The organism is Roseofilum sp. KMC-1, from assembly GCF_057802075.1.
The window spans coordinates 3,507,519-3,527,512 of the sequence record NZ_CM173605.1; the positions used below are offsets into that span (position 1 = coordinate 3,507,519).

Here is a 19,994-nt window from a genome sequence, read left to right on the forward strand (position 1 = left end):
TGTGCGTGTACCTAACCCTGTCTCAATACCAATCAAGACGATGACTAGCACAGAGCGCTACAATAGTACAATGTTTCGCCCGAACCGCTATGAATGATAGTGAACGTATCACGGCTATTGCTGTAATTGTGGCATTGGCACAGCAAAAAGCGCCCCTGTCCCCAAAGCTGCAAACTGAACTGAAAGAGATTACTGACGTTCAGCCCTTAAATTTTGGCACTCTGCATAAGTTTGGCACTCAAGAGCCGCTCAACAATATCTATTCCCAAGCGCGTAAATGGTTGCAAAGTCAAGCCAGCCAACGGGCAAAAGGTGCGTTGCCGATTCAAGGAAAGGCGGATGATTCTTGTAATTCGCTGCTGGTTAATTATATTACTCAGTTCGAGAATAAAGAGAATACAGATTTAGAGAAGGATTTAAAAACAATATCTGAAGCTGAGGATATGATTGCTGCTGCCACAGCAACCTTGACGATGACTGGCTTCCCCGGTAATCTATGGTCATGGATAAAACGCAACTTATTTACCCGACGCTAAATTTATTTCTCTATGATTTACTTCATGGATTAGGAAGCGATGAAGCCCAACTTCGTGAGAATCGCTTGGGTTTTTGGCGCAAAGTTTACCCGAAGTTAGAGATAGAAAAAGAGGTAGAAATACAGGCAAGCCAGGAGAAGGTGAATCAAGATTTTGCTTGGTTCAATCCCCTGCCATTTGAGTTACCGCTTGATGGCTTTTCTCAGCCTGTGCAATTGCGAGATACTTATGGCTTGTTGGTGAATTGTTCAGTCGATAAAAAAGGGGAGATTCCGGATTATTCGCCCCAAGATTACGATGAACTGCCTAAACTGAGAGATAAAATTCTCAAACAACTTGCCCATGGAGAGGATATCCGTCAATCGGAAAACTGCTATGGCACGATAGGCGAGTCTTGGCTATTATGGGCGCAAGTGCCGACAGATACAGATACAAAATCGGTGGCTGAAGCTTGCTGGGAAAAGTTAAGCCCGGATTCTAATTGGACGGCTAAACCCCGCTATCTGGGACATTGGCAGGGTGCAGATATTTATGAGGTGCTGAGATTTCCGCAAAATTGGCAACAAAATTGGCGGGAATTCCAGCAAGATTATCATCATCTGGTGCTGGTTTTATTTGATGATTCTGGCTCAATTGAAGCCCATCAGGAAGTGATGCAACAGAATTATAAAACTTTTCTAAAGTTGTTGTGTTTCCATAATAAAATGATGTGTTCGTATTGGCGACATCAGCGACAAATTAAGCGGTTGCATGATCAATATGGCAAGCTGAAAAGTTTGATGGAAAATGTGCAAGGGGAAGATCCTAAACATCTGAACGCTATGCGGGAAAATTTGAAAAAGAGCTTGCAATTTTCCTCGACTTATGCTATAGGGTTGAAGGATATTCAAGACCAAAAACATACGATAACGGTGAATGCCCATAACCATGGGAAAATCTGGCGACAGTTTGAACTGAATTCATCGCCACAAATTCGGGAATGGATTGAGGATACTTATCTGGAACAAATTAAAGCGGATTATGAGAGTTTAGCGCCGGTTCTGCCGATGACGGATAATTTGATGCGATCGCTAGAAGGGATGATTAACTTAGAGCAAACCCAGAGCGATCGCCAACTGAACGAAACCATTCAAGTCTTCGGTACGGGTATCGCTTTCGCCAGCGTCACTGCGGCGATCGCCTCTACTCAAGTCAGAGATCCAGAGCCACCCGGTTTATCTTCTTGGCACGCTCTCGGATTGAGTATATCTATAGGCGCTTTAGTCGCCATTGGAGTCGCTTGGTTTGTCAGATCGGAACGGAAGAAATAGCGATGTTCATTGTTAATTGTTAATTGTTAATTAATTCCTGCATCTTCGTACAATTGCTCAAAAGACACCTCTAACCCCAAACTCTGTAGCGCAAACGTTCCCGAATCTGGAGTATAGGATTGAAAAGACCAATGCTGTTCGCCACTACGCCGGAAAATATCTACTCGCTGCTGTTTCGCGTTCACTAGCACATATTCTTCCAACGTCTCCAAGGTTTGATAATCATTAAATTTATCCCCGCGATCGAAGGCTTCCGTACCGGGAGATAATACTTCTACAATTAACTTAGGAAATCGCTTATAGACCGGAGTTTCTCGATCTCTCGGATCGCAAGTCACCATCAAATCGGGATAATAAAACCGATTTCGTTTCTCTAAACGCAATTTTACATCGACACAATAGACCTGACAATCCTTTCCGCGTAAATGATTCCGAATCAAAAACACTAAATTTAAGCCAATCACATTATGGCTATCTGTGCCGCCTGTCATGGCATACATTTGACCATCAATATATTCATGTCTGATGGCATTCTTCTCTTCGATCTCCAGATAGTCTTCTGGACTGATAAAATAGGATTTAGAGAGCGCAACCATAATTCCCACTCGTTCCTAGCTTACTCTGTCTTAAACTCGCGTCTGTTCCTAGTTTAACCGATCGCCCCCATCTTACCAAAGGGGCAGGTTTACAAAAGTTACCTCTAGGATTCCTCGATATGGGTGAACCTGCCCCTACAGGTACAATACAAAAACATCCTTTGAATTTTGAATTGAATCCATGAGCTACTGTCTCAACCCGGAGTGTTCCCAACCCCAAAATCCGCCCCAAACCCAATTTTGTCTCAATTGTGGGTCAGCTCTGGGGTTGCTGAACGGGCGCTATCAGGTAATTCAGCTCATCTCCAATACCAGTGGATGCGCTCGCACCTACTTAGCTCTAGACCGGGAACGGGGGGATGCCAAATGTGCGATTAAACACTTGGTTCCTCTGCCGGAGGTGAAAGGAAATCCTGAGCTTTATCAAAAGGCGATCGCCCTATTTGAACAGGAAGCCGAACGACTCACCCATCTGGATACCCATCCGCAAATCCCCAGTTTATGGGACTTTTTCCAAGAACAGAACCAACGCTACTTAGTGCAAGAGTTTATCCCTGGACAAAATTTAGCCCAATGTTTGCAGGAAAAGGGGCCATTTACAGAGTCCCAAATTCGCAACTTACTCCAAGGACTCCTACCCGTACTGCAATTTATTCATAATCAGCAAATTATCCATCGGGATATTAAACCGGCTAACTTGATGCTCAGACAGGGACTAGAATCAGCTCCAGAAGGCTTTGTCTTGATTGATTTTGGCATTTCTAAGCAACTGGCACAAACCCTAATCGCGCAAACGGGAACGGTAGGCATTGGCACACAAGGCTATGCGCCCTTGGAACAAATGCTGACTGGTAAAACCTATCCAGCCAGCGACTTGTATAGTTTAGGGGTCACCTGTTTATGTTTATTGACGGGAATGGAACCCGATCGCCTCTACGATCCCAGTCAGGGGCGCTGGTTATGGCGGGAAGCCCAATTACAGGGCAAGCCTATCAGTGAAAACTTGGGGGGAGTGTTGGATAAATTGACTCAGGTGGCGATCGGCGATCGCTATCCATCTGCCCAATCCGCCCTTAAAGACCTCAACAGCAGTCCCTATAACCGTCCCACCCTTTCCCAACCCCCAGAAGAGGATGCCGAATTCCTAGACGCACCGCCCCTAGTGGTGGCTAAACTGGGGGCGGCGAATTATCGCACCCTGAATGAGGCGATTAAAAATGCTCTTCCCTATACCATCATTAAAGTCCGTGCGGGTTTTTATGCGGAAAGTCTACGGATCGATAAACCGTTGCAAATTATCGGTGAAGGGAATAAGGAAGATATTATTATTGAGAGTCAACTGGCCCCTTGTCTACGAATGGCAGGCGATCGCACCCTGATTCGGGGTATAACCTTTCAGTACCGCAACTGGACGCAAATTCACCGGGCCGACTCCCTCGGTCGCTTCATTGGTCAACGTCTCCATAGTCCCTACGCTATCTCGATCACCAACGGTAACCTTACCCTGGAAGAATGTATCATTCAGTCCACCGGATTAGCCAATATTTACATTCAAGGCAAAAACACCCATGTCACCCTGCGCCGATGTGAAATCACTGGAGACCCCCAATATGGGGTTTGGATCAGCCAACATAGCCGCTCTAGCCTAGAATTTTGTCAGATTTCCGGCCAGACTATCGGTATTAAAATCGATTGCCACGGGGAAGCGAATTTAGAACATTGTCAGATTTCTGGCATGAGTCAGGAGGGAATTCTGGTTTCTGAACAAGGTCACGGTAGTGCCTCCTTCTGTGAGATTTTCCAAAATGGCGGCCGAGGGGTGCAAATTAAAAAAGAGAGTAATTTAAGTTTGAAACAATGCCGGTTATATGGCAACCAAAAACAAGGCATTCATGTGGCTTCTAATGGTGCAGGGCCCATCGAACAGTGCGATCTGCGAGGGAATGGGGGCGGCCCTTGGTGGATTGCTCCCCGGTGTGCAGTTGCTCGTCGTGCTAATATTGAAACCTAGAGAATACTGGCGATTAGCGGAAAGCTTGGTTTAAGATATGGAGAGAAATTCCATCAGTTGACTTGATGTTTCATGCTTAACTCTTTAGCTACTTCAGGTAGCGGTATTCGTTTTGTATTTAGCTTGTTAATGGCGATCGGTCTTCAGACCGCAGCTCAGGCCCAATCAGATATTTATAATCCCAAGCCATTACCTACGAGCAACGAAATTACTGATACCCTCTCTCAAAAGGATATTCCTACGGGTCAAGGAGGGTTTGCGCGGGATTATATCGTTCAGTTGAATGAGGGCGATAATGTCGTCATTGACCTCTATTCCGATCAGTTTGATACCATTGTTACTCTGCTGGCCAATGATGGGACTACAGTGGCTGAAAATGATGATGGCCCCGATGGCAGTACCAACTCCTTGCTTTTTGCCCGGATTACCAAGCCCGGTAACTATGTTGTGCGGGTGCGTGCCTTTGGGGAAACGGCAGGGGGAGAGTTTAATTTGAAGTTAACTCGCTTACGCCCAATTTAACTAAGAGGGGAAAGGCGATCGCCTTTCCCTGAAAATTCCCTCTTGAGGGGATTGACAACCCAAAAGTTTGAGTGTTACATTAGTTAAGCATTGAAAATAAGCCGGGATAGCTCAGTTGGTAGAGCAGAGGACTGAAAATCCTCGTGTCGGCGGTTCAAGTCCGCCTCCTGGCATCATCACAAAGTTAATATAAAATCAATATAAAATCGTTTTAACCCCTATTAGTGGTTAATGGTTAATTGGCCTATGTCCCCTTCTTCTACCGATCGCCGTTGGCACATTTGGATCGATCGCGGCGGAACCTTTACCGATCTGGTTGCCCTGCGTCCCGACGGCCAAACGGTGGTACATAAATTGCTCTCGGAAAATCCAGAACGCTATACAGATGCTGCCATTCAAGGCATCCGGGATCTGTTAGGGGTGGGAGCAGATGAACCTATTCCCAGTCAAGAAATTGCAGTGGTGAAAATGGGAACAACGGTAGCGACAAATGCTTTACTAGAGCGAAAAGGCGATCGCACCGTTTTGTTAATCACCCAAGGCTTTCGGGATGCTTTGCGTATTGGCTATCAAAACCGCCCCGATCTATTTGCTCAACACATTCAACTGCCAGAATTGCTCTATGAAGTAGTCATTGAAGTCCAAGAGCGTGTCAGTGCTAAGGGGCAAGAATTGCAACCGGTTAACCTAAATGCTCTTGCGCCCCAACTGCAAGCTGTTTACGATCTCGGCATTCGCAGTTGTGCGATCGCCCTTTTGCATGGCTATCGCTATCCCCACCATGAGCAGCAAGTGGCGCAACTGGCTGAAAAGATTGGCTTTACTCAGATCTCCGTTTCCCACCAAGTCAGCCCCCTGATCAAACTCGTCAGTCGCGGGGATACCACCGTCGTAGATGCTTATCTTTCCCCCATCCTCCGACGCTATGTCAATCAATGTAGGGGTGGGTTTCAAACCCACCCCTACAGTTCGGAAAATTCCGTGAATCTGATGTTCATGCAGTCCAATGGCGGGTTGGTGGATGCCGATCGCTTCCAAGGTAAGGATAGCATCCTATCGGGGCCAGCCGGAGGCATTGTCGGAGCCGTGAAAACCAGCGCTCAAGCCGGGTTTGAGAAAATTATTACCTTTGATATGGGCGGCACATCTACCGATGTAGCTCATTATAACGGAGAATATGAGCGACAATTTGATACCGAAATTGCCGGAGTAAGAGTGCGATCGCCCATGATGGCCATTCATACAGTCGCGGCTGGGGGCAGTTCCATCGTATTCTTCGATGGCTCCCGCACCCGAGTCGGCCCCGACTCAGCCGGTGCAAACCCCGGCCCCGCCTGCTATCGCCGGGGCGGCCCTTTAACCATTACTGACTGTAATGTACTGCTAGGTAAACTCAATCCGCGCTTTTTCCCCGCCGTGTTTGGCCCCCAGGGAGACCTGCCCCTAGATGGGGAACAGGTGCGCGTCCAGTTCCAAAAATTGGCTCAGAAGATACAGAAAAAGACCGGAGATATACGCAGCCCAGAACAGGTAGCCAACGGTTTTATTGCGATCGCCATTGAAAATATGGCCAATGCCATCAAAAAAATCTCCCTACAACGGGGTTATAATGTCTCTCATTATACCCTCTGCTGCTTTGGCGGTGCAGGAGGTCAACATGCCTGTCAACTCGCCGATACATTAGGCATCCGGCAAATTGTCATTCATCCCTACGCTGGGGTACTCTCAGCCTATGGCATGGGATTGGCCGATATTCGCATCATGCGCGAAAAAACCCTAGAGGAAGAATTAACCGAGGATTTAATCGTACAATTGCAAGACCGGGTAATTCCCCAGTTAGTCAAAGAAGCGCAAGCAGACCAATCTAAACAACTCTGCGATCGGGAAAAAATTATCGCTAAACTACATCTAAAATATCAAGGCAGCGATAGCCCCTTATTAGTCGATTTTTCCGCTCCTTCCCTAGAAAGTCTCAAACAAGACTTTGAGCATCAACATCAGCAGCGCTATGGATTTACCTTAACCCAAAAATCCTTAGTCGTGGATATGGTTTCAGTGGAAATTGTACAAACCATGACCCATCCTGAACCGGAGATCCAAGAGCCAGCTACCGAAAGTTTTCCTCCAGAAATGGCGCGAGTTCCCGTTTATTGTTCCCGACAAAATCCCGTAGGGGCGGGTTCACCAATATCTTCACTTCCCCACCAAGATATCCCTGAACCCGCCCCTACAGCAATAGGTTGGCAATATGTGCCGGTTTATGACCGCCAAAAATTGCAACCGGGACATAACATTATCGGCCCAGCATTGATTATTGAACCCACCGGAACCAATGTGATTGAAAGCGGTTGGCAAGCCCAAGTTCATCCCCGTCAACATTTAGTTTTAAACGCGATCGATGCAGGAGATGTAAGGGCGGGTTTACCTATATCTTCGCTTCCCCACCCAGATCCTCATAAACCCGCCCCTACGGGAATTGTGAAACAAGATCCGGTGCTGTTGGAGATTTTCAATAACCTATTTGGGGCGATCGCTGAACAAATGGGCGTAACCCTCCAAAATACGGCAGTTTCTGTCAATATTAAGGAGCGTTTAGACTTCTCCTGCGCCCTATTCGATCCCGAAGGAAACTTAGTCGCCAACGCACCCCATATCCCCGTTCATTTAGGCTCCATGAGCGAAAGCGTAAAAGCCTTAATTCAGGATAAAGGAAATGAGATTAAACCCGGAGATGTTTATCTGTCTAATAATCCCTATAATGGCGGAACTCATTTACCTGATATAACCGTAATTACGCCCGTCTTTTTACCTCAAAATCCCAGAAAAGCCTCCTTTTATGTCGCTTCAAGGGGACATCATGCCGACCTCGGAGGCATTACCCCCGGCTCCATGCCTCCCCATAGTCAAACGATTATGGAAGAGGGGATTTTATTCGATAATTTCCTGTTGGTTACCGAGGGTAAGTTTCAAGGAGATTTGCTCATTGATCGGTTATTAGCACCCCCCTATCCCGCTCGCAAGTATCAGCAAAATTTAGCCGATCTGCAAGCACAAATTGCTGCTAATAATCAGGGTGTTCAGGAATTGATCAAAATGGTCAATCAGTATGGTCTCGACACCGTACAAGCCTATATGGGATATGTGCAAGATAATGCAGAACAGGCCGTGCGAGAGGCGATCGCCCAATTATCCAACGGTGAATTCACTTATGAATTCGATCATGGTGCAGTTATCCATGTTACTATAACCGTCAACCAGCAAGGGAGAACGGCAACCCTAGATTTTACCGGCACATCTGCCCAACTCCAAAATAACTTTAATGCCCCCACTGCTGTCTGTCAGGCTGCCGTATTATACGTCTTCCGCACCTTCGTTAACGACCCCATTCCCCTCAATGCTGGTTGCTTGAAACCCCTGAATATCATCATTCCAGAAGGCTCCATGCTCAACCCCCAATATCCGGCTGCCGTCGTTGCAGGTAATGTAGAGACTTCCCAGGCGATCGTTGATACCCTCTATGGCGCATTAGGCATCCTCGCCGCTTCCCAGGGAACCATGAATAACTTTACCTTCGGCAACCCCGATTATCAATACTACGAAACCATTGGCGGCGGTTCAGGCGCTGGCCCCACCTTCCACGGCACAGATGCGGTGCATACCCACATGACCAATTCAAGGCTTACCGATCCAGAAGTCCTAGAACACCGCTTTCCCGTCCGTTTGGAAGAATTTGCCATCCGTCCCCAAAGTGGCGGCAAAGGGCAATTTTGCGGCGGTAATGGCATCATTCGCCGCATCCAATTCTTAGAGCCGATGACAGCAGGTATTCTTTCTAACCATCGCCAAATTCCGCCGTTTGGTCTCGCGGGTGGAGAACCAGGAGCCGTTGGGCGTAACTGGATTGAGCGCAAAAATGGTTACAGGGAAGAACTCGACAGCACCGCTACCGTAGAGTTAGATGCAGGGGAAAAAATTACTATTGAAACCCCAGGAGGGGGAGGATGGGGGAATAGGGGAATGGGGGAATAGGGAGATGGGGGGATGGGGAGATGGGGGGATGGGGAGAAATAACCCATTACCCAAATTGTTAATTGTCATAGATCGAAAAAAAGAAAGACGGTTGAAGTTCAATCAACCGTCTAAATTTAAGTTAAACGCAAGGATTAATTTTAGCTTTCCTTAATCCGTAGCCTTGGTTAATACTGGAGTCTGTTTATCTTGGGCAATGATCTTGACTTGTCCCGACTCATCAATATCCACGGTAGCCGTAGACCCTTCACCCAAGCGGCCAGAGAGCAGTTCCTCAGCCAGGGTATCCTCCAACAGGCGCATAATTGCCCGGCGCAGGGGACGCGCACCATAGGCGGGATTATATCCTTCTTCAATTAACCGGTCTTTGAACTTATCGGTCACTTGCAAGGTAATGTCTTTTTCGGTTAAGCGCTTGAAGACATCCTTGAGCAAGATTTCGGCAATTTCTTTGACTTCTTGTTTGTTCAACTGGCGGAAGACGATAATTTCATCTAACCGGTTGAGGAACTCAGGACGGAAGTAGGCTTTAAGTTCTTCGTTGACTAAGGAACGGATGCGGTTATATTGGGCATCTTCGGCGTTGTCCTCGAACTCGAACCCAAGTCCACCGCCACCTTTTTCGATCACCTTAGACCCGATGTTACTGGTCATGATCAATAGGGTATTTTTGAAGTCTACGGTGCGTCCTTTCGCATCAGTGAGGCGACCATCTTCTAGGATTTGCAGTAGCATGTTGAAGATGTCAGGGTGTGCTTTTTCGATTTCATCGAAGAGAACGACAGTATAGGGACGACGGCGAACGGCTTCCGTGAGTTGCCCCCCTTCGTTGTATCCTACATATCCGGGAGGAGACCCGATCAGTTTGCTGACGGTGTGCCGTTCCATGTATTCGGACATATCCAAGCGAATCATGGCTTCTTCGGAACCGAAGAAGTAGGAAGCCAGAGCTTTGGTTAACTCGGTTTTTCCAACCCCGGTGGGCCCGGAGAAGATGAAGCTGGCAATGGGTCGGTTGGGGTTTTTCAGACCAACACGGGCCCGTCGGATGGCACGGGAGACGGCTTTGACGGCATCTTCTTGACCGATGATCCGGGTATGGAGGGTGTCTTCCATATGGAGGAGTTTTTCGGATTCGGTTTCCGTCAGTTTGTTGACGGGAACGCCCGTCCAGGAGGCGACGATATGGGCGATATCTTCCTCGGTAACCACGGGGTCATCGTTGACAGAACCTGCGTCTTTGCCTTTGTTGGCAATGGTGCGAATTTGGGATTTGAGTTCCATTTCGCGATCGCGTAATTCCCCAGCTCGGTCAAAGTCTTGGGAGCGTACTGCGTCATCTTTTTGCTTGAGAACTCCGCGCAATTCGCGATCGAGTTCTTTGGCTGCGGGGGGCAGTTGGGAGTTGATTAAGCGTACCCGCGAACCCGCTTCATCAATCAAGTCGATGGCTTTGTCGGGAAGGTAGCGGTCAGAAATATAGCGATCGCTTAATTTAGCGGCTGCTTCCAAAGCTTGATCGGAAATTTTCAGCTTGTGATGTTGTTCGTAGCGCTCGCGCAGTCCGTGCAAGATCTCGATAGTTTCGTCTACGGATGGCTCACCCACCATTACGGGTTGAAAACGCCGCTCTAGGGCCGCATCCCGCTCGATATGTTTGCGATACTCATCTAAGGTGGTAGCTCCAATGCATTGAAGCTCACCGCGAGCGAGGGCGGGTTTGAGGATATTGGCGGCATCGATGGCTCCTTCTGCTGCTCCTGCACCGATCAAGGTATGGACTTCATCAATGACCAGGATTACATTGGCTGCCGAGCGGATTTCATCCATAATTTTCTTCAGCCGCTCTTCAAACTCCCCTCGGTACTTGGTTCCAGCTACCAGCAGACCGATATCGAGGGTCACCACGCGCTTATCTTCCAGGATATCGGGGATATCACCATGAGAAATGCGTTGGGCCAATCCTTCGGCGATCGCCGTTTTACCCACCCCTGGTTCACCGATCAGTACCGGGTTATTTTTAGTCCGCCGACCCAAGATTTGGATCACCCGTTCAATTTCCGTTTGCCGACCAACTACCGGATCGAGTTTTCCTTCAGCGGCCAATTGGGTTAAATTTGACCCAAATTCATCTAATGTCGGGGTCTTATTGGAGGATCTGCCACCCACAGCCGAAACCTCGGCGGTTTCACCGAGCATCCGGATCACCTGAGTACGAACCTTAGACAGATCCACGCCCAAATTTTCTAGGACACGAGCGGCTACCCCTTCACCTTCGCGGATCAACCCCAAAAGTAGATGCTCTGTGCCAATATAGTTATGGCCCAATTGACGAGCTTCTTCTAAGGATAACTCTAGAACCCGCTTGGCTCTGGGGGTAAATGGAATCTCGACGGCGACAAACCCCGAACCCCGACCGATGATCTTTTCTACCTCAATGCGGGCATCCTTAAGATTAACCCCCATGGATTTGAGGACTTTCGCGGCTACTCCCGTTCCTTCTCCTATTAAACCGAGAAGGATCTGTTCTGTACCCACGAAATTGTGACCCAGGCGGCGGGCCTCCTCCTGAGCTAACATGATCACCTTAATGGCTTTTTCTGTGAAGCGTTCAAACATGGCGTTTTCCCATCACCTGCTGCTTTCTGGTAAGCTGATTCTAGCATAGGAAAATCGTTAGGCTATTGTGCGGTCAGTAACAGAATTTAGTCCGGTTTTCCGCCCTTCTCTGGAAAATGGGGATGGGGGAATGGGGGAATGGGGGAATGGGGAAATCCTCAATCACTAGGGTTCAGTGTATTGGGATCGATGCCCATGGCTTGCAAGCGCTCCTGTAGTTCTTGTAATCTGGCCTCAGCAGTATTAGCCCGTTCCCGTTCTTGTTCAGCCCGTTCCCGTTCTTGTTCAGCCCGTTCTCGCTCTTGTGGAGCTAACTCTTGAGAGAGCAGAATTAAGTTACCCTCGGCATCAAAGAACCGTAACCAAGGAGCCTTTTCTTTTGTCAGCGTTCCGTCCCAAACGCCTAACCATAACTCCAAACTCTCACACCATAACCATCCTCGTTCGTCAGGAACAATTTCCTGATAGCGGCCATTACTGTCTAAATGCCATCCTTGCAAAGACCGGCGATCGAAGGGATTATAAATAAAATAATCTCTTGTTTTAAATGTTTGCTCATAGATATCTTTTTTTCGACCTCGATCCTCCCTCGCTGTTGAGGGAGACATCAGTTCAACAATGACATCTGGATAACGTCCTTCCTCTTCCCAAACCACCCAACCTTGACGCTCTTTTGTGCCATCGACATTTAAGGCTACAAAAAAATCTGGCCCTCTAAAATCGCGATCGCGGGCTTGCCGACTACTGTAATAGATAAACATATTTCCACCGGTAAAATAGTCATCGCGTCCTTCATAAACTTGGTGGATGGCTTCAATCAGGACATTCATGGCGATGCGGTGGCGATTACTTTCCAATGTCTCTCCATCATCAAAAATTAAGTCAGTAGGGGGTAAGGGAGGAGTCCATTCTTGCTCGGTTTCAGTTTCTAAAGTTGGGGTCAGTTCAACAGACATGGCTCACCTCTGGAATCATGGACTATTGAGTTTTAGTATACTCTTCTTCATCGAAAACTTGTGCCACAATAGAAATAAGCGTTAGTCAATTTCGGGATAATACTCCCCTTGAATCTCCAGCCTTTCCTAACCTCAATTTGACTGCCACCCAGATTTTTGGTAATTCCTAAACAACAGGGGCTATAAATCCTCTGGTGTATTGCAGTTGTGGAGCATCTGAGCGACTGTGACATCTACGGGTAAGGGTTGGACTCGAATGGAGGATAACCACTGTTGAAAGGAGTTACCGCCATTCTGGAGAAAGGACTTTAAATCAGATTGAAGTTCGGAACTGTAAAATCCACACAAGGGTTCCCAGTGCTTTCCCTGAAGAGGCACAACCGCTAAGGTAGATTGAGGAATCTGGGACAGTTGCGCGATCCAGTGCTGTAGGAGTTTGGGGTCTAAGTTGGGTAAATCGCAGCCTAGGAGTAAAATCCAGGGATTTTGAATGCTTTCCCAAACTTGAGAGAGGGCACTTAATGGCCCTTTTCCGGGGTGAGATTCGCCGAGCCATTGGCACTCTGGGGGGGCGATCGCCTGATAGCGCTCTGGCCAAGGAGTGACAATATACACTTTCTCTGTACATTGTGCAGCCGCTTCCGCTACCCGTTGCAGCAAAGGAACCCCATTCCAGGGGATCGAAGCCTTATCCTCTCCCATACGGGAACTTTGCCCCCCGGCTAAAATTACACTGGCGACAGTAGCACTGGGAAATTTAGACATCGGTTATTGATAGCTTACTGCCGTTCCACTTGCCGCAACCATCAGCATACTACTACCGCCGGAAACAGAAATGGTTTCATAATCGAGATCGACACCGATAACCGCATTTGCGCCCATTTTCTGAGCGTCCGCCATCATTTCTCTCATAGCGGTTTCTTTCGCTTCCCGGAGCGATCGCTCATAAGCTCCCGATCGCCCACCCACAATATCACGAATACCGGCAAAAAAGTCTTTGAAGATATTCGCCCCTAAAATAGCCTCACCACTGACCACACCATGGTAAGTGGTGATCTGATATCCCTCTAAACTATCTGTGGTTGTCACTAGCATAATAAAACTCCTCATCAAATCAGAATTTTGCTCGATCTTAACTGATTTATGCCCTCGCCCTACATCCCTCTCCCACGGGAGAGGGACTTATGTTCGCCTTCGCGGAGTAGATCGATTGAAAAATAGTTTTCCCATTCCCTATTACCGCGCTTCGCGCTGTAACTCTTGATAGCGCTCTTGCACATCCTTAATCGTAAATAAACTCTCGAATTTTAACCCCATGGACTGGTAAAACTTTGCACCTCCCTGGAGGCGATCGACCAATGCCATCACCTGGTTAACCTCATACCCCACAGCCCGCAAACGTTCTACCGCTTTCATGGCAGACTGTCCCGTAGTCACCACATCCTCTAAAACCACAACCTTAGCGCCCTGGGGTAAACTGGGCCCCTCAATATAGGCTTGGGTTCCATGACCTTTGGCTTCCTTACGCACAATTAAGGCTGGGATGGGACACTCTTCATAAGCAGAAACGACACTAACGGCTGTCACAATAGGATCGGCTCCCAAGGTTAAACCGGCAACAGCTTGCACTTCTGGCGGTAACTGCTTAAGTAATAACTTCCCCACCGCAACAGCTCCCTGGGGATGGAGCGTAACCGGTTTACTATTGATATAGTAAGAACTTTTTTGGCCCGAAGAGAGCAAAAAATCTCCCTCTTGATAAGCCAAATGACAAAATAAATCCAGCAACTCTTGACGTAGGGTCACATTATCCATCATCTGCTCCCAGGTTTCCTCTAAAAGTGAGTGCGATCAACACTTTATCAGAGGCCAAGACAGACAGGAGAATTGGAGACACACCCATTGAACTCTGACCAAATCAGCTATGATTGTCTAGAAATCGTGAGGAGTAGTAAACATGCTAACTCGACTCAGAGCCATCAGTTCCCTCTGTCTGTTCGTTTCCGTTGGGGTATGTAGCCTCAGCTCTAGAGCCAATGCCCAGTATAGTGCCGATCCCTATCCGGTATTACCCGATCAAGCTGTGGTTTACAAATCGATTCCTGAACTCTTTGATGCCGCTTACTATAGTAATGGTGGCGACTACTTTTATCAGCGATCGTTTATCGGTCAAATCCAAACTTTTTTAGGTCTGCCCCGATTCTCTGAGCATAATACTCGCAGGAGTACCCAACTGGTTCATATCCTCTACAAAAATATTGGCCAAGTGCAAAATACCAGCGCACCTATTGTTCGCACCCAAGACTTATATAACCCCTTCGATCAAAACCTAGTGGTTTCTCCGAGTGCATCCGTAGAACCCGATCCTATTCCCCCTGCGCCTGCACCCTTTGTGCCCTTTTTCAATCCTCCTCCTGTGGCTCCCTTACCCCCGCCTCCGGAACCGATTCGACAACGGCCATCTCAGCTCTTCTAAATTCTCAAGGTGCAGTTGCTTGCCCCTAGGGGGATCGAAACAGAAACCGGATTTTAACTTAGGGGTTAAGTTAAAATCCGGTTTCACTGCGCCCTACTGGAATCGAACCAGTCTGAAGGCGAATTATGAGTTCGCTGCCTCCCCAATCGGCCAAGGGCGCAAGAGATTGATAGACTCAGAGTAAAGTTAGGGAGTGAACGATTTTCTTTGGGTCGATCTCAATCCTATGGATTATCCTAGCACAAGGTGGCAGTGAACACTATAGGGCTGATGAGGAGGTTCAATTGTACTCAAGTTAGCGTACACTAATCGGATAATTGAGATCTTGACTGAAGAGCATAAACACGGAGAATAACCTAGGTAGACGAAGATGAGATTAAATTCTACAGTTGCGCTGACATTGATTTTGCTGTCGATGATGTTTGGTGCAGGGATTATTAGTGCTGCGCTAGGGTTTAATATTGGTCGAGAAGCGCTGAAGGGGATTACTCAGCCGGACTCTAGCCCCACTAGCACGATGGTGAATCGTCAACCGGGTACGAAGGGTAAAACTTCAGTCCCGATTTTGAAGGAAGAGGATATCTTACAACGGGTAGAAACTTATATTGAGGGTGAAGAGGCTGAAGAGGCTGAAGAGGCTAAGGAGCCACAACAGCAGAGTTTTCAACCGACTCCAGAAGCTCCTAAGCAGGCGAAAGGGGAGCCAAAGGAAACGGCGATCGCCTTACCGGGTTTTCCGATCGCCGCTCAAGATCGGGGTATTACCCTGGAAGTCTCGGCGGCCCATCAAGCACAGGATAATCTAGAACTGGATGTGAAAATTCGCAACGATAGTCCCCAGATGGTGCGCTTTCTTTATAGTCTGTTGAATATTACGGACGATCGCGGCCGCTCTCTAACGGCTATGACTTCCGGTTTGCCCTCCCAACTTCCCCCTAATCAGGAAGAGTTTTCTGGTAAGGTGAGTGTACCGGTGGCTCTGTTGGCTGATTCCCAACACCTGTCCATGAAGCTCACGGATTATCCTAATGAAGAGCTGAATCTTCAAGTTTCGGGTATTCCAGTCGTTCGCTAAATGGACACAGAGATTCTGTTGACTCCGTTTATGGGAATACCTGCTTATTTGGCTGCATTAACCCTGGCCGATGGTTCTATTCGCCTTTTGTCCGTTTTCTTGTTAATTGCCATTAATGCCTTTTTCGTTACGGCTGAGTTTTCCATTGTCTCCGTTCGGCGATCGCGGATTCAACAATTGGTTTCTACGGGAGATGTTCCGGCACAAACGGTACAAAAGCTACATGCTAATCTAGAGCGCCTGCTCTCGACTACCCAATTGGGCATTACCCTATCGAGTTTAGCCCTAGGATGGATTGGGGAAAATACGATGGCTTCGATTTTACAAGAGGCGATCTCAAATGCCCCCCTATCCCCTTCGATTCGCCAAACCTTAACTCATTCTCTCTCTATTCCCCTGGCTTTTATCCTGATTGCCTATTTACAGATCGTTTTAGGGGAATTATGCCCGAAATCGGTGGCGCTCCTCTATTCGGAAGAGTTGGCCAGGGTTTTAGGCCCTCCGAGTTGGGCGATCGCCCGCTTTTTTAATCCTTTTATTTGGATACTCAATCACTCGACTCGGTTCTTGCTCGGTTCGGTGGGGGTTCGCTACTCTGCCCAAACCTGGCATACCCGCGTGACTCCAGAAGAATTGCAACTGATTATTAGTACCTCTACCGAATCTATGGGTCTACAAGCTTCTGAACGGGAGCTGCTCAATAATGTGTTTGAATTTGGGGAAGTGGTGGCTGAAGATGTGATGATTCCTCGCACCAGTATTGAAAGTATTGCCTATGATGCGACTTTTCAAGATTTACTCGATGAAGTGGCACAAACAGGCCATTCTCGCTATCCAGTTATGGCGGATTCCTTAGATGATATTCGAGGAATTGTCAACTTTAAACAACTCGCTGGCCCCTTAGCTAAGGGCGATTTATTGCCAGAAACGGCGATTCAAGCCTGGGTACGTCCAGCGAGATTTGTACAAGAAAATACTCCTGTATTGGAATTATTGCGGTTGATGCAGCGATCGCACCAAGCGATGGTGATTGTGGTTGATGAGTTTGGCGGGACAGCCGGATTAATTACGATTCAGGATATTGTAGCCGAAATTATCGGCGATACGGAAGAACCGGATAATGGCCAAGAACCCCTGATCCAACAACTTGATGAACAAACCTATCTGGTTCAAGCTCAACTCGATATTGAGGAAGCCAATGATATGCTCAATCTGGATTTACCCCTAGATGATGATTATCAAACTTTGGGGGGATTTGTGATTGCTCAACTCCAAAAAATTCCCAACGTAGGGGAAGTCCTCATTTATAACAATCTAGAGTTTACTGTTGTTAAAGCAGAAGGGCCACGCTTAGACCAAATTCGTATCCGTCGCGATGAGCAGTTGCTCAATCCTCCAGAAGGGTAAGATGGGGAGATAGGGGGATGGCCTGTTCCCTATTGAGTGTTCTGAGGTAAAATTCTGGGGTCTAATTCAACCGGCGATCGCATTTATGACTGTTAACTGGGAAAGCGTTAAAACTTACGAAGATATTCTTTATCACAAAACTGATGGTATAGCGAAAATTACCATTAATCGCCCCCATAAACGCAACGCCTTTCGTCCCAAAACGGTATTTGAACTCTATGATGCTTTTTGTGATGCTAGGGAAGATGCTACTATCGGCGTAGTTCTATTTACGGGTGCTGGCCCCCATACGGATGGAAAATATGCCTTTTGTTCTGGTGGAGACCAGAGTGTACGGGGGACAGCCGGATATGTGGATGATGCGGGAGTGCCTCGGCTGAATGTTCTCGATTTACAGCGATTGATTCGGTCGATGCCCAAGGTGGTGATTGCTTTAGTGGCTGGATATGCGATCGGGGGAGGTCATGTCTTACACCTGATTTGCGATCTCACTCTAGCGGCTGATAATGCTATTTTTGGGCAAACGGGGCCAAAAGTGGGCAGTTTTGATGGCGGATTTGGAGCGAGTTATTTAGCTCGTGTTGTGGGTCAAAAAAAAGCGCGGGAAATCTGGTTTCTCTGTCGCCAGTATACTGCCCAACAAGCCCTAGAGATGGGCTTGGTTAATCATGTGGTTCCCGTAGAAGAATTAGAAGCGGAAGGGATTCAATGGGCGCAAGAAATTTTACAAAAAAGCCCGATCGCCATTCGCTGCTTAAAAGCTGCCTTTAATGCGGACTGTGATGGTCAAGCGGGATTACAGGAGCTGGCGGGGAATGCGACTCTACTTTATTATATGACGGAGGAAGGAGCGGAAGGTAAACAGGCATTTTTAGAGAAAAGGCCGCCCAATTTTCGTCAGTATCCTTGGTTACCCTAGGCTGATACAGCGCTTCGCGCTGTTAAGTAATAAGTAATAAGTAATATCAAGTTCGCTTAAATACCCTAATTAAAAATCTAGGGAGCAAGATGCTCCCACTCCAGTCATATCAACGAATTCGAGGAGTGCGGGCATCTTGCCCGCTTCTTAACAAATTTTCATGTCCGCTTGCGGAAACGATATCTCCCCATTCCCCCATTCCCCCATTCCCCCATTCCCCCATTCCCCCACAGAGGGCGCTGTAAGGGGAACAAAACGGTTAATCTTCCGGTAGCTTATACTGATTCACAATTTTTTTGGCAAATTCTGGCACATGCTGCTGCAATTTTTGCGGATAGTTGCGCTTGGTATACAGATAGTTGCGGGTAAAGTGGGAATCGATGGAAAATCGGGCGTATTCTAAGCCTTTGGGGCCAAATTTTTCGATGACTACCCCCATTAATTGGGCTGCCCACATGGGTAAGGTAACGCCTCGATCGTAGGCGGGAATACTTTGTTGTACGGCTCGATGGCGATCGCCTTTGGACATGACTGGCTGGGTTTCCAGTTGCTCCATCGCCATCTCTAGCATTTCTTTACCCGTATCATTACGAACGACAATCCATTGCCAGCCGAAGGGTGCGCCCATATAGCCCACCACTAAATCAGCGAGGGAGTTCACATAGTCAAAGCAAGTCATACAGGAGGGCGCAAACACATCCTTGAGTTGATTGGTCTTCAGTCCGAAAAAGGGCACGGTTTCCGTAGAGCCATCCTCATGTTTGAAATGTACCCGGAAATCCTGCATAAACTCATAATGAACCACGGTTTCCGGCGATCGACTGGTGGTTTCCAAAAACTTTTGCAACCCAGCGCGGGTGACATTATCTACACAAGGCGTTCCTAACACATAGAGTTTTTCTAATCCCAATTGCTTCTCAACCGCTCGCAGGGCTTGAATTTGACAGCCTACCCCGATCGCCAGCAAGCGCTTCATCCCCGACTGTTCCACCTGTTCCAAAATCGACAAATTGGGCGAAAGGGTGGGCTTATTGACTCGTGCCGCCAGAATTTCCTCTGGAGTGCGGGCAATCACGGGCATGGGTTGAAATCGATCTTCGGGGGTGTTTTGCACGCACACAACCCCTTCTACCTTGCCCTGAGTCAACATTTCGATGGCGATTGTACTGACAATTCCTGTCCATTGCGCCCCCTCGATGGGTTCGATTTTCCGAGCGGCCATCATTTCCTGGTGAACGCCAAAATAGAGTTCATTTTCATTCTCCAAATCCCGCGCTCTGCCGTGACTTTCCGTTTCCAGTTCCGGAATCTGTTGATTAATAAAGGCGCAGGCTTCCTTAACGTAGTGAATATAGTAAGTATCGCACAGCCCACATTCACTACAGAGTTCTTTCGCCGGACGCACACTACCGGGTTTTAGGGCTTTGGCTTTATGGTGCTTAGGAGCAGTAGAAGTCATGAGGGCAATATACAATCACAATGAAGATCACTCCTTATTACCATACCGCTACTGGCCAGCCTCGCGCTAGGGATAGAGC

General features: G+C 47.7%; 16 protein-coding genes and 2 tRNA genes. 10 read left to right on the forward strand and 8 right to left on the reverse strand.

Going from position 1 to position 19,994, the window contains the following annotated elements:
- Positions 1 to 89: 89 nt before the first annotated feature.
- On the forward strand, positions 90 to 536 hold the full coding sequence (locus tag AC3FZD_RS16150; protein ID WP_488737016.1) for a hypothetical protein: 447 nt from the start codon (positions 90 to 92) through the stop codon (positions 534 to 536).
- Positions 503 to 1,846 carry a hypothetical protein gene (locus AC3FZD_RS16155; RefSeq protein WP_488737017.1) on the forward strand — a complete coding sequence of 448 codons (1,344 nt, stop codon included), beginning with the start codon at positions 503 to 505 and terminating at the stop codon, positions 1,844 to 1,846. Before AC3FZD_RS16150 ends, AC3FZD_RS16155 begins: the two co-directional genes overlap by 34 nt.
- Before the next feature lie 26 nt (positions 1,847 to 1,872).
- On the opposite strand, the gene AC3FZD_RS16160 is transcribed toward AC3FZD_RS16155, so the two are convergent.
- Positions 1,873 to 2,442 carry a Uma2 family endonuclease gene (locus AC3FZD_RS16160; protein ID WP_488737018.1) on the reverse strand — a complete coding sequence of 190 codons (570 nt, stop codon included), beginning with the start codon at positions 2,440 to 2,442 and terminating at the stop codon, positions 1,873 to 1,875.
- Between the two features lie 181 nt (positions 2,443 to 2,623).
- On the opposite strand from AC3FZD_RS16160, the gene AC3FZD_RS16165 reads away from it, so the two are divergent.
- From AC3FZD_RS16165 to AC3FZD_RS16180, 4 genes are all read left to right on the forward strand, one after another.
- On the forward strand, positions 2,624 to 4,453 hold the full coding sequence (locus AC3FZD_RS16165; protein ID WP_488737019.1) for a protein kinase domain-containing protein: 1,830 nt from the start codon (positions 2,624 to 2,626) through the stop codon (positions 4,451 to 4,453).
- Positions 4,454 to 4,582: 129 nt separating this feature from the next.
- Entirely contained in the window at positions 4,583 to 4,975 is a 393-nt protein-coding gene (locus AC3FZD_RS16170) for a PPC domain-containing protein (RefSeq protein ID WP_488740362.1), read from the forward strand.
- A 100-nt stretch (positions 4,976 to 5,075) separates the two neighbouring features.
- Positions 5,076 to 5,148: transfer RNA gene (locus AC3FZD_RS16175), tRNA-Phe, on the forward strand.
- A 73-nt stretch (positions 5,149 to 5,221) separates the two neighbouring features.
- Positions 5,222 to 9,004, forward strand: coding sequence for a hydantoinase B/oxoprolinase family protein (locus AC3FZD_RS16180; RefSeq protein ID WP_488737020.1), 3,783 nt, complete (start codon positions 5,222 to 5,224; stop codon positions 9,002 to 9,004).
- A 150-nt stretch (positions 9,005 to 9,154) separates the two neighbouring features.
- Here the strand turns inward: AC3FZD_RS16180 and AC3FZD_RS16185 are convergent, their stop codons facing one another.
- The 5 genes from AC3FZD_RS16185 to pyrE all read right to left on the reverse strand — a co-directional run bounded on the left by AC3FZD_RS16185 (position 9,155) and on the right by pyrE (position 14,397).
- The gene (locus AC3FZD_RS16185; protein WP_488737021.1) at positions 9,155 to 11,623 is read right to left on the reverse strand and encodes an ATP-dependent Clp protease ATP-binding subunit; all 2,469 of its coding nucleotides are present in this window, start codon (positions 11,621 to 11,623) and stop codon (positions 9,155 to 9,157) included.
- 158 nt (positions 11,624 to 11,781) lie between these two features.
- Positions 11,782 to 12,579: a Uma2 family endonuclease gene (locus AC3FZD_RS16190; protein WP_488737022.1), complete on the reverse strand. Its 798-nt coding sequence runs from the start codon at positions 12,577 to 12,579 to the stop codon at positions 11,782 to 11,784.
- A gap of 180 nt (positions 12,580 to 12,759) precedes the next feature.
- Complete coding sequence (locus tag AC3FZD_RS16195; RefSeq protein ID WP_488737023.1) at positions 12,760 to 13,344, reverse strand: molybdenum cofactor guanylyltransferase; 585 nt, start codon at positions 13,342 to 13,344, stop codon at positions 12,760 to 12,762.
- 3 nt (positions 13,345 to 13,347) lie between these two features.
- Positions 13,348 to 13,674, reverse strand: coding sequence for a heavy metal-binding domain-containing protein (locus AC3FZD_RS16200; RefSeq protein WP_488737024.1), 327 nt, complete (start codon positions 13,672 to 13,674; stop codon positions 13,348 to 13,350).
- 141 nt (positions 13,675 to 13,815) lie between these two features.
- A complete protein-coding gene (gene pyrE, locus AC3FZD_RS16205) occupies positions 13,816 to 14,397 on the reverse strand; it encodes an orotate phosphoribosyltransferase (protein ID WP_488737025.1) in 582 nt (193 codons plus the stop codon).
- Positions 14,398 to 14,536: 139 nt separating this feature from the next.
- On the opposite strand from pyrE, the gene AC3FZD_RS16210 reads away from it, so the two are divergent.
- A complete protein-coding gene (locus AC3FZD_RS16210; RefSeq protein WP_488737026.1) occupies positions 14,537 to 15,055 on the forward strand; it encodes a hypothetical protein in 519 nt (172 codons plus the stop codon).
- Positions 15,056 to 15,142: 87 nt separating this feature from the next.
- On the opposite strand, the gene AC3FZD_RS16215 is transcribed toward AC3FZD_RS16210, so the two are convergent.
- Positions 15,143 to 15,215 (reverse strand) — tRNA-Met (locus AC3FZD_RS16215).
- A 210-nt stretch (positions 15,216 to 15,425) separates the two neighbouring features.
- Between AC3FZD_RS16215 and AC3FZD_RS16220 the strand changes: the two genes are divergently transcribed.
- From AC3FZD_RS16220 to menB, 3 genes are all read left to right on the forward strand, one after another.
- The gene (locus tag AC3FZD_RS16220; RefSeq protein ID WP_488737027.1) at positions 15,426 to 16,130 is read left to right on the forward strand and encodes a hypothetical protein; all 705 of its coding nucleotides are present in this window, start codon (positions 15,426 to 15,428) and stop codon (positions 16,128 to 16,130) included.
- Positions 16,131 to 17,537, forward strand: a complete 1,407-nt coding sequence (locus tag AC3FZD_RS16225) for a hemolysin family protein (RefSeq protein WP_488737028.1) — start codon at positions 16,131 to 16,133, stop codon at positions 17,535 to 17,537.
- Between the two features lie 85 nt (positions 17,538 to 17,622).
- A complete protein-coding gene (gene menB, locus AC3FZD_RS16230; protein ID WP_488737029.1) occupies positions 17,623 to 18,456 on the forward strand; it encodes a 1,4-dihydroxy-2-naphthoyl-CoA synthase in 834 nt (277 codons plus the stop codon).
- 259 nt (positions 18,457 to 18,715) lie between these two features.
- Here the strand turns inward: menB and AC3FZD_RS16235 are convergent, their stop codons facing one another.
- Positions 18,716 to 19,915 carry a Coenzyme F420 hydrogenase/dehydrogenase, beta subunit C-terminal domain gene (locus AC3FZD_RS16235; RefSeq protein WP_488737030.1) on the reverse strand — a complete coding sequence of 400 codons (1,200 nt, stop codon included), beginning with the start codon at positions 19,913 to 19,915 and terminating at the stop codon, positions 18,716 to 18,718.
- Positions 19,916 to 19,994 lie beyond the last annotated feature (79 nt).

Excerpts from the sequence above, each read along its gene's own strand:
- AC3FZD_RS16150 (WP_488737016.1), top strand. The coding sequence starts at position 90 with ATGAATGATAGTGAACGTATCACGGCTATTGCTGTAATTGTGGCATTG.
- AC3FZD_RS16155 (WP_488737017.1), top strand. The coding sequence starts at position 503 with ATGGATAAAACGCAACTTATTTACCCGACGCTAAATTTATTTCTCTAT.
- AC3FZD_RS16160 (WP_488737018.1), bottom strand. The coding sequence starts at position 2,442 with ATGGTTGCGCTCTCTAAATCCTATTTTATCAGTCCAGAAGACTATCTG.
- AC3FZD_RS16165 (WP_488737019.1), top strand. The coding sequence starts at position 2,624 with ATGAGCTACTGTCTCAACCCGGAGTGTTCCCAACCCCAAAATCCGCCC.
- AC3FZD_RS16170 (WP_488740362.1), top strand. The coding sequence starts at position 4,583 with ATGGCGATCGGTCTTCAGACCGCAGCTCAGGCCCAATCAGATATTTAT.
- AC3FZD_RS16180 (WP_488737020.1), top strand. The coding sequence starts at position 5,222 with ATGTCCCCTTCTTCTACCGATCGCCGTTGGCACATTTGGATCGATCGC.
- AC3FZD_RS16185 (WP_488737021.1), bottom strand. The coding sequence starts at position 11,623 with ATGTTTGAACGCTTCACAGAAAAAGCCATTAAGGTGATCATGTTAGCT.
- AC3FZD_RS16190 (WP_488737022.1), bottom strand. The coding sequence starts at position 12,579 with ATGTCTGTTGAACTGACCCCAACTTTAGAAACTGAAACCGAGCAAGAA.
- AC3FZD_RS16195 (WP_488737023.1), bottom strand. The coding sequence starts at position 13,344 with ATGTCTAAATTTCCCAGTGCTACTGTCGCCAGTGTAATTTTAGCCGGG.
- AC3FZD_RS16200 (WP_488737024.1), bottom strand. The coding sequence starts at position 13,674 with ATGCTAGTGACAACCACAGATAGTTTAGAGGGATATCAGATCACCACT.
- pyrE (WP_488737025.1), bottom strand. The coding sequence starts at position 14,397 with ATGATGGATAATGTGACCCTACGTCAAGAGTTGCTGGATTTATTTTGT.
- AC3FZD_RS16210 (WP_488737026.1), top strand. The coding sequence starts at position 14,537 with ATGCTAACTCGACTCAGAGCCATCAGTTCCCTCTGTCTGTTCGTTTCC.
- AC3FZD_RS16220 (WP_488737027.1), top strand. The coding sequence starts at position 15,426 with ATGAGATTAAATTCTACAGTTGCGCTGACATTGATTTTGCTGTCGATG.
- AC3FZD_RS16225 (WP_488737028.1), top strand. The coding sequence starts at position 16,131 with ATGGACACAGAGATTCTGTTGACTCCGTTTATGGGAATACCTGCTTAT.
- menB (WP_488737029.1), top strand. The coding sequence starts at position 17,623 with ATGACTGTTAACTGGGAAAGCGTTAAAACTTACGAAGATATTCTTTAT.
- AC3FZD_RS16235 (WP_488737030.1), bottom strand. The coding sequence starts at position 19,915 with ATGACTTCTACTGCTCCTAAGCACCATAAAGCCAAAGCCCTAAAACCC.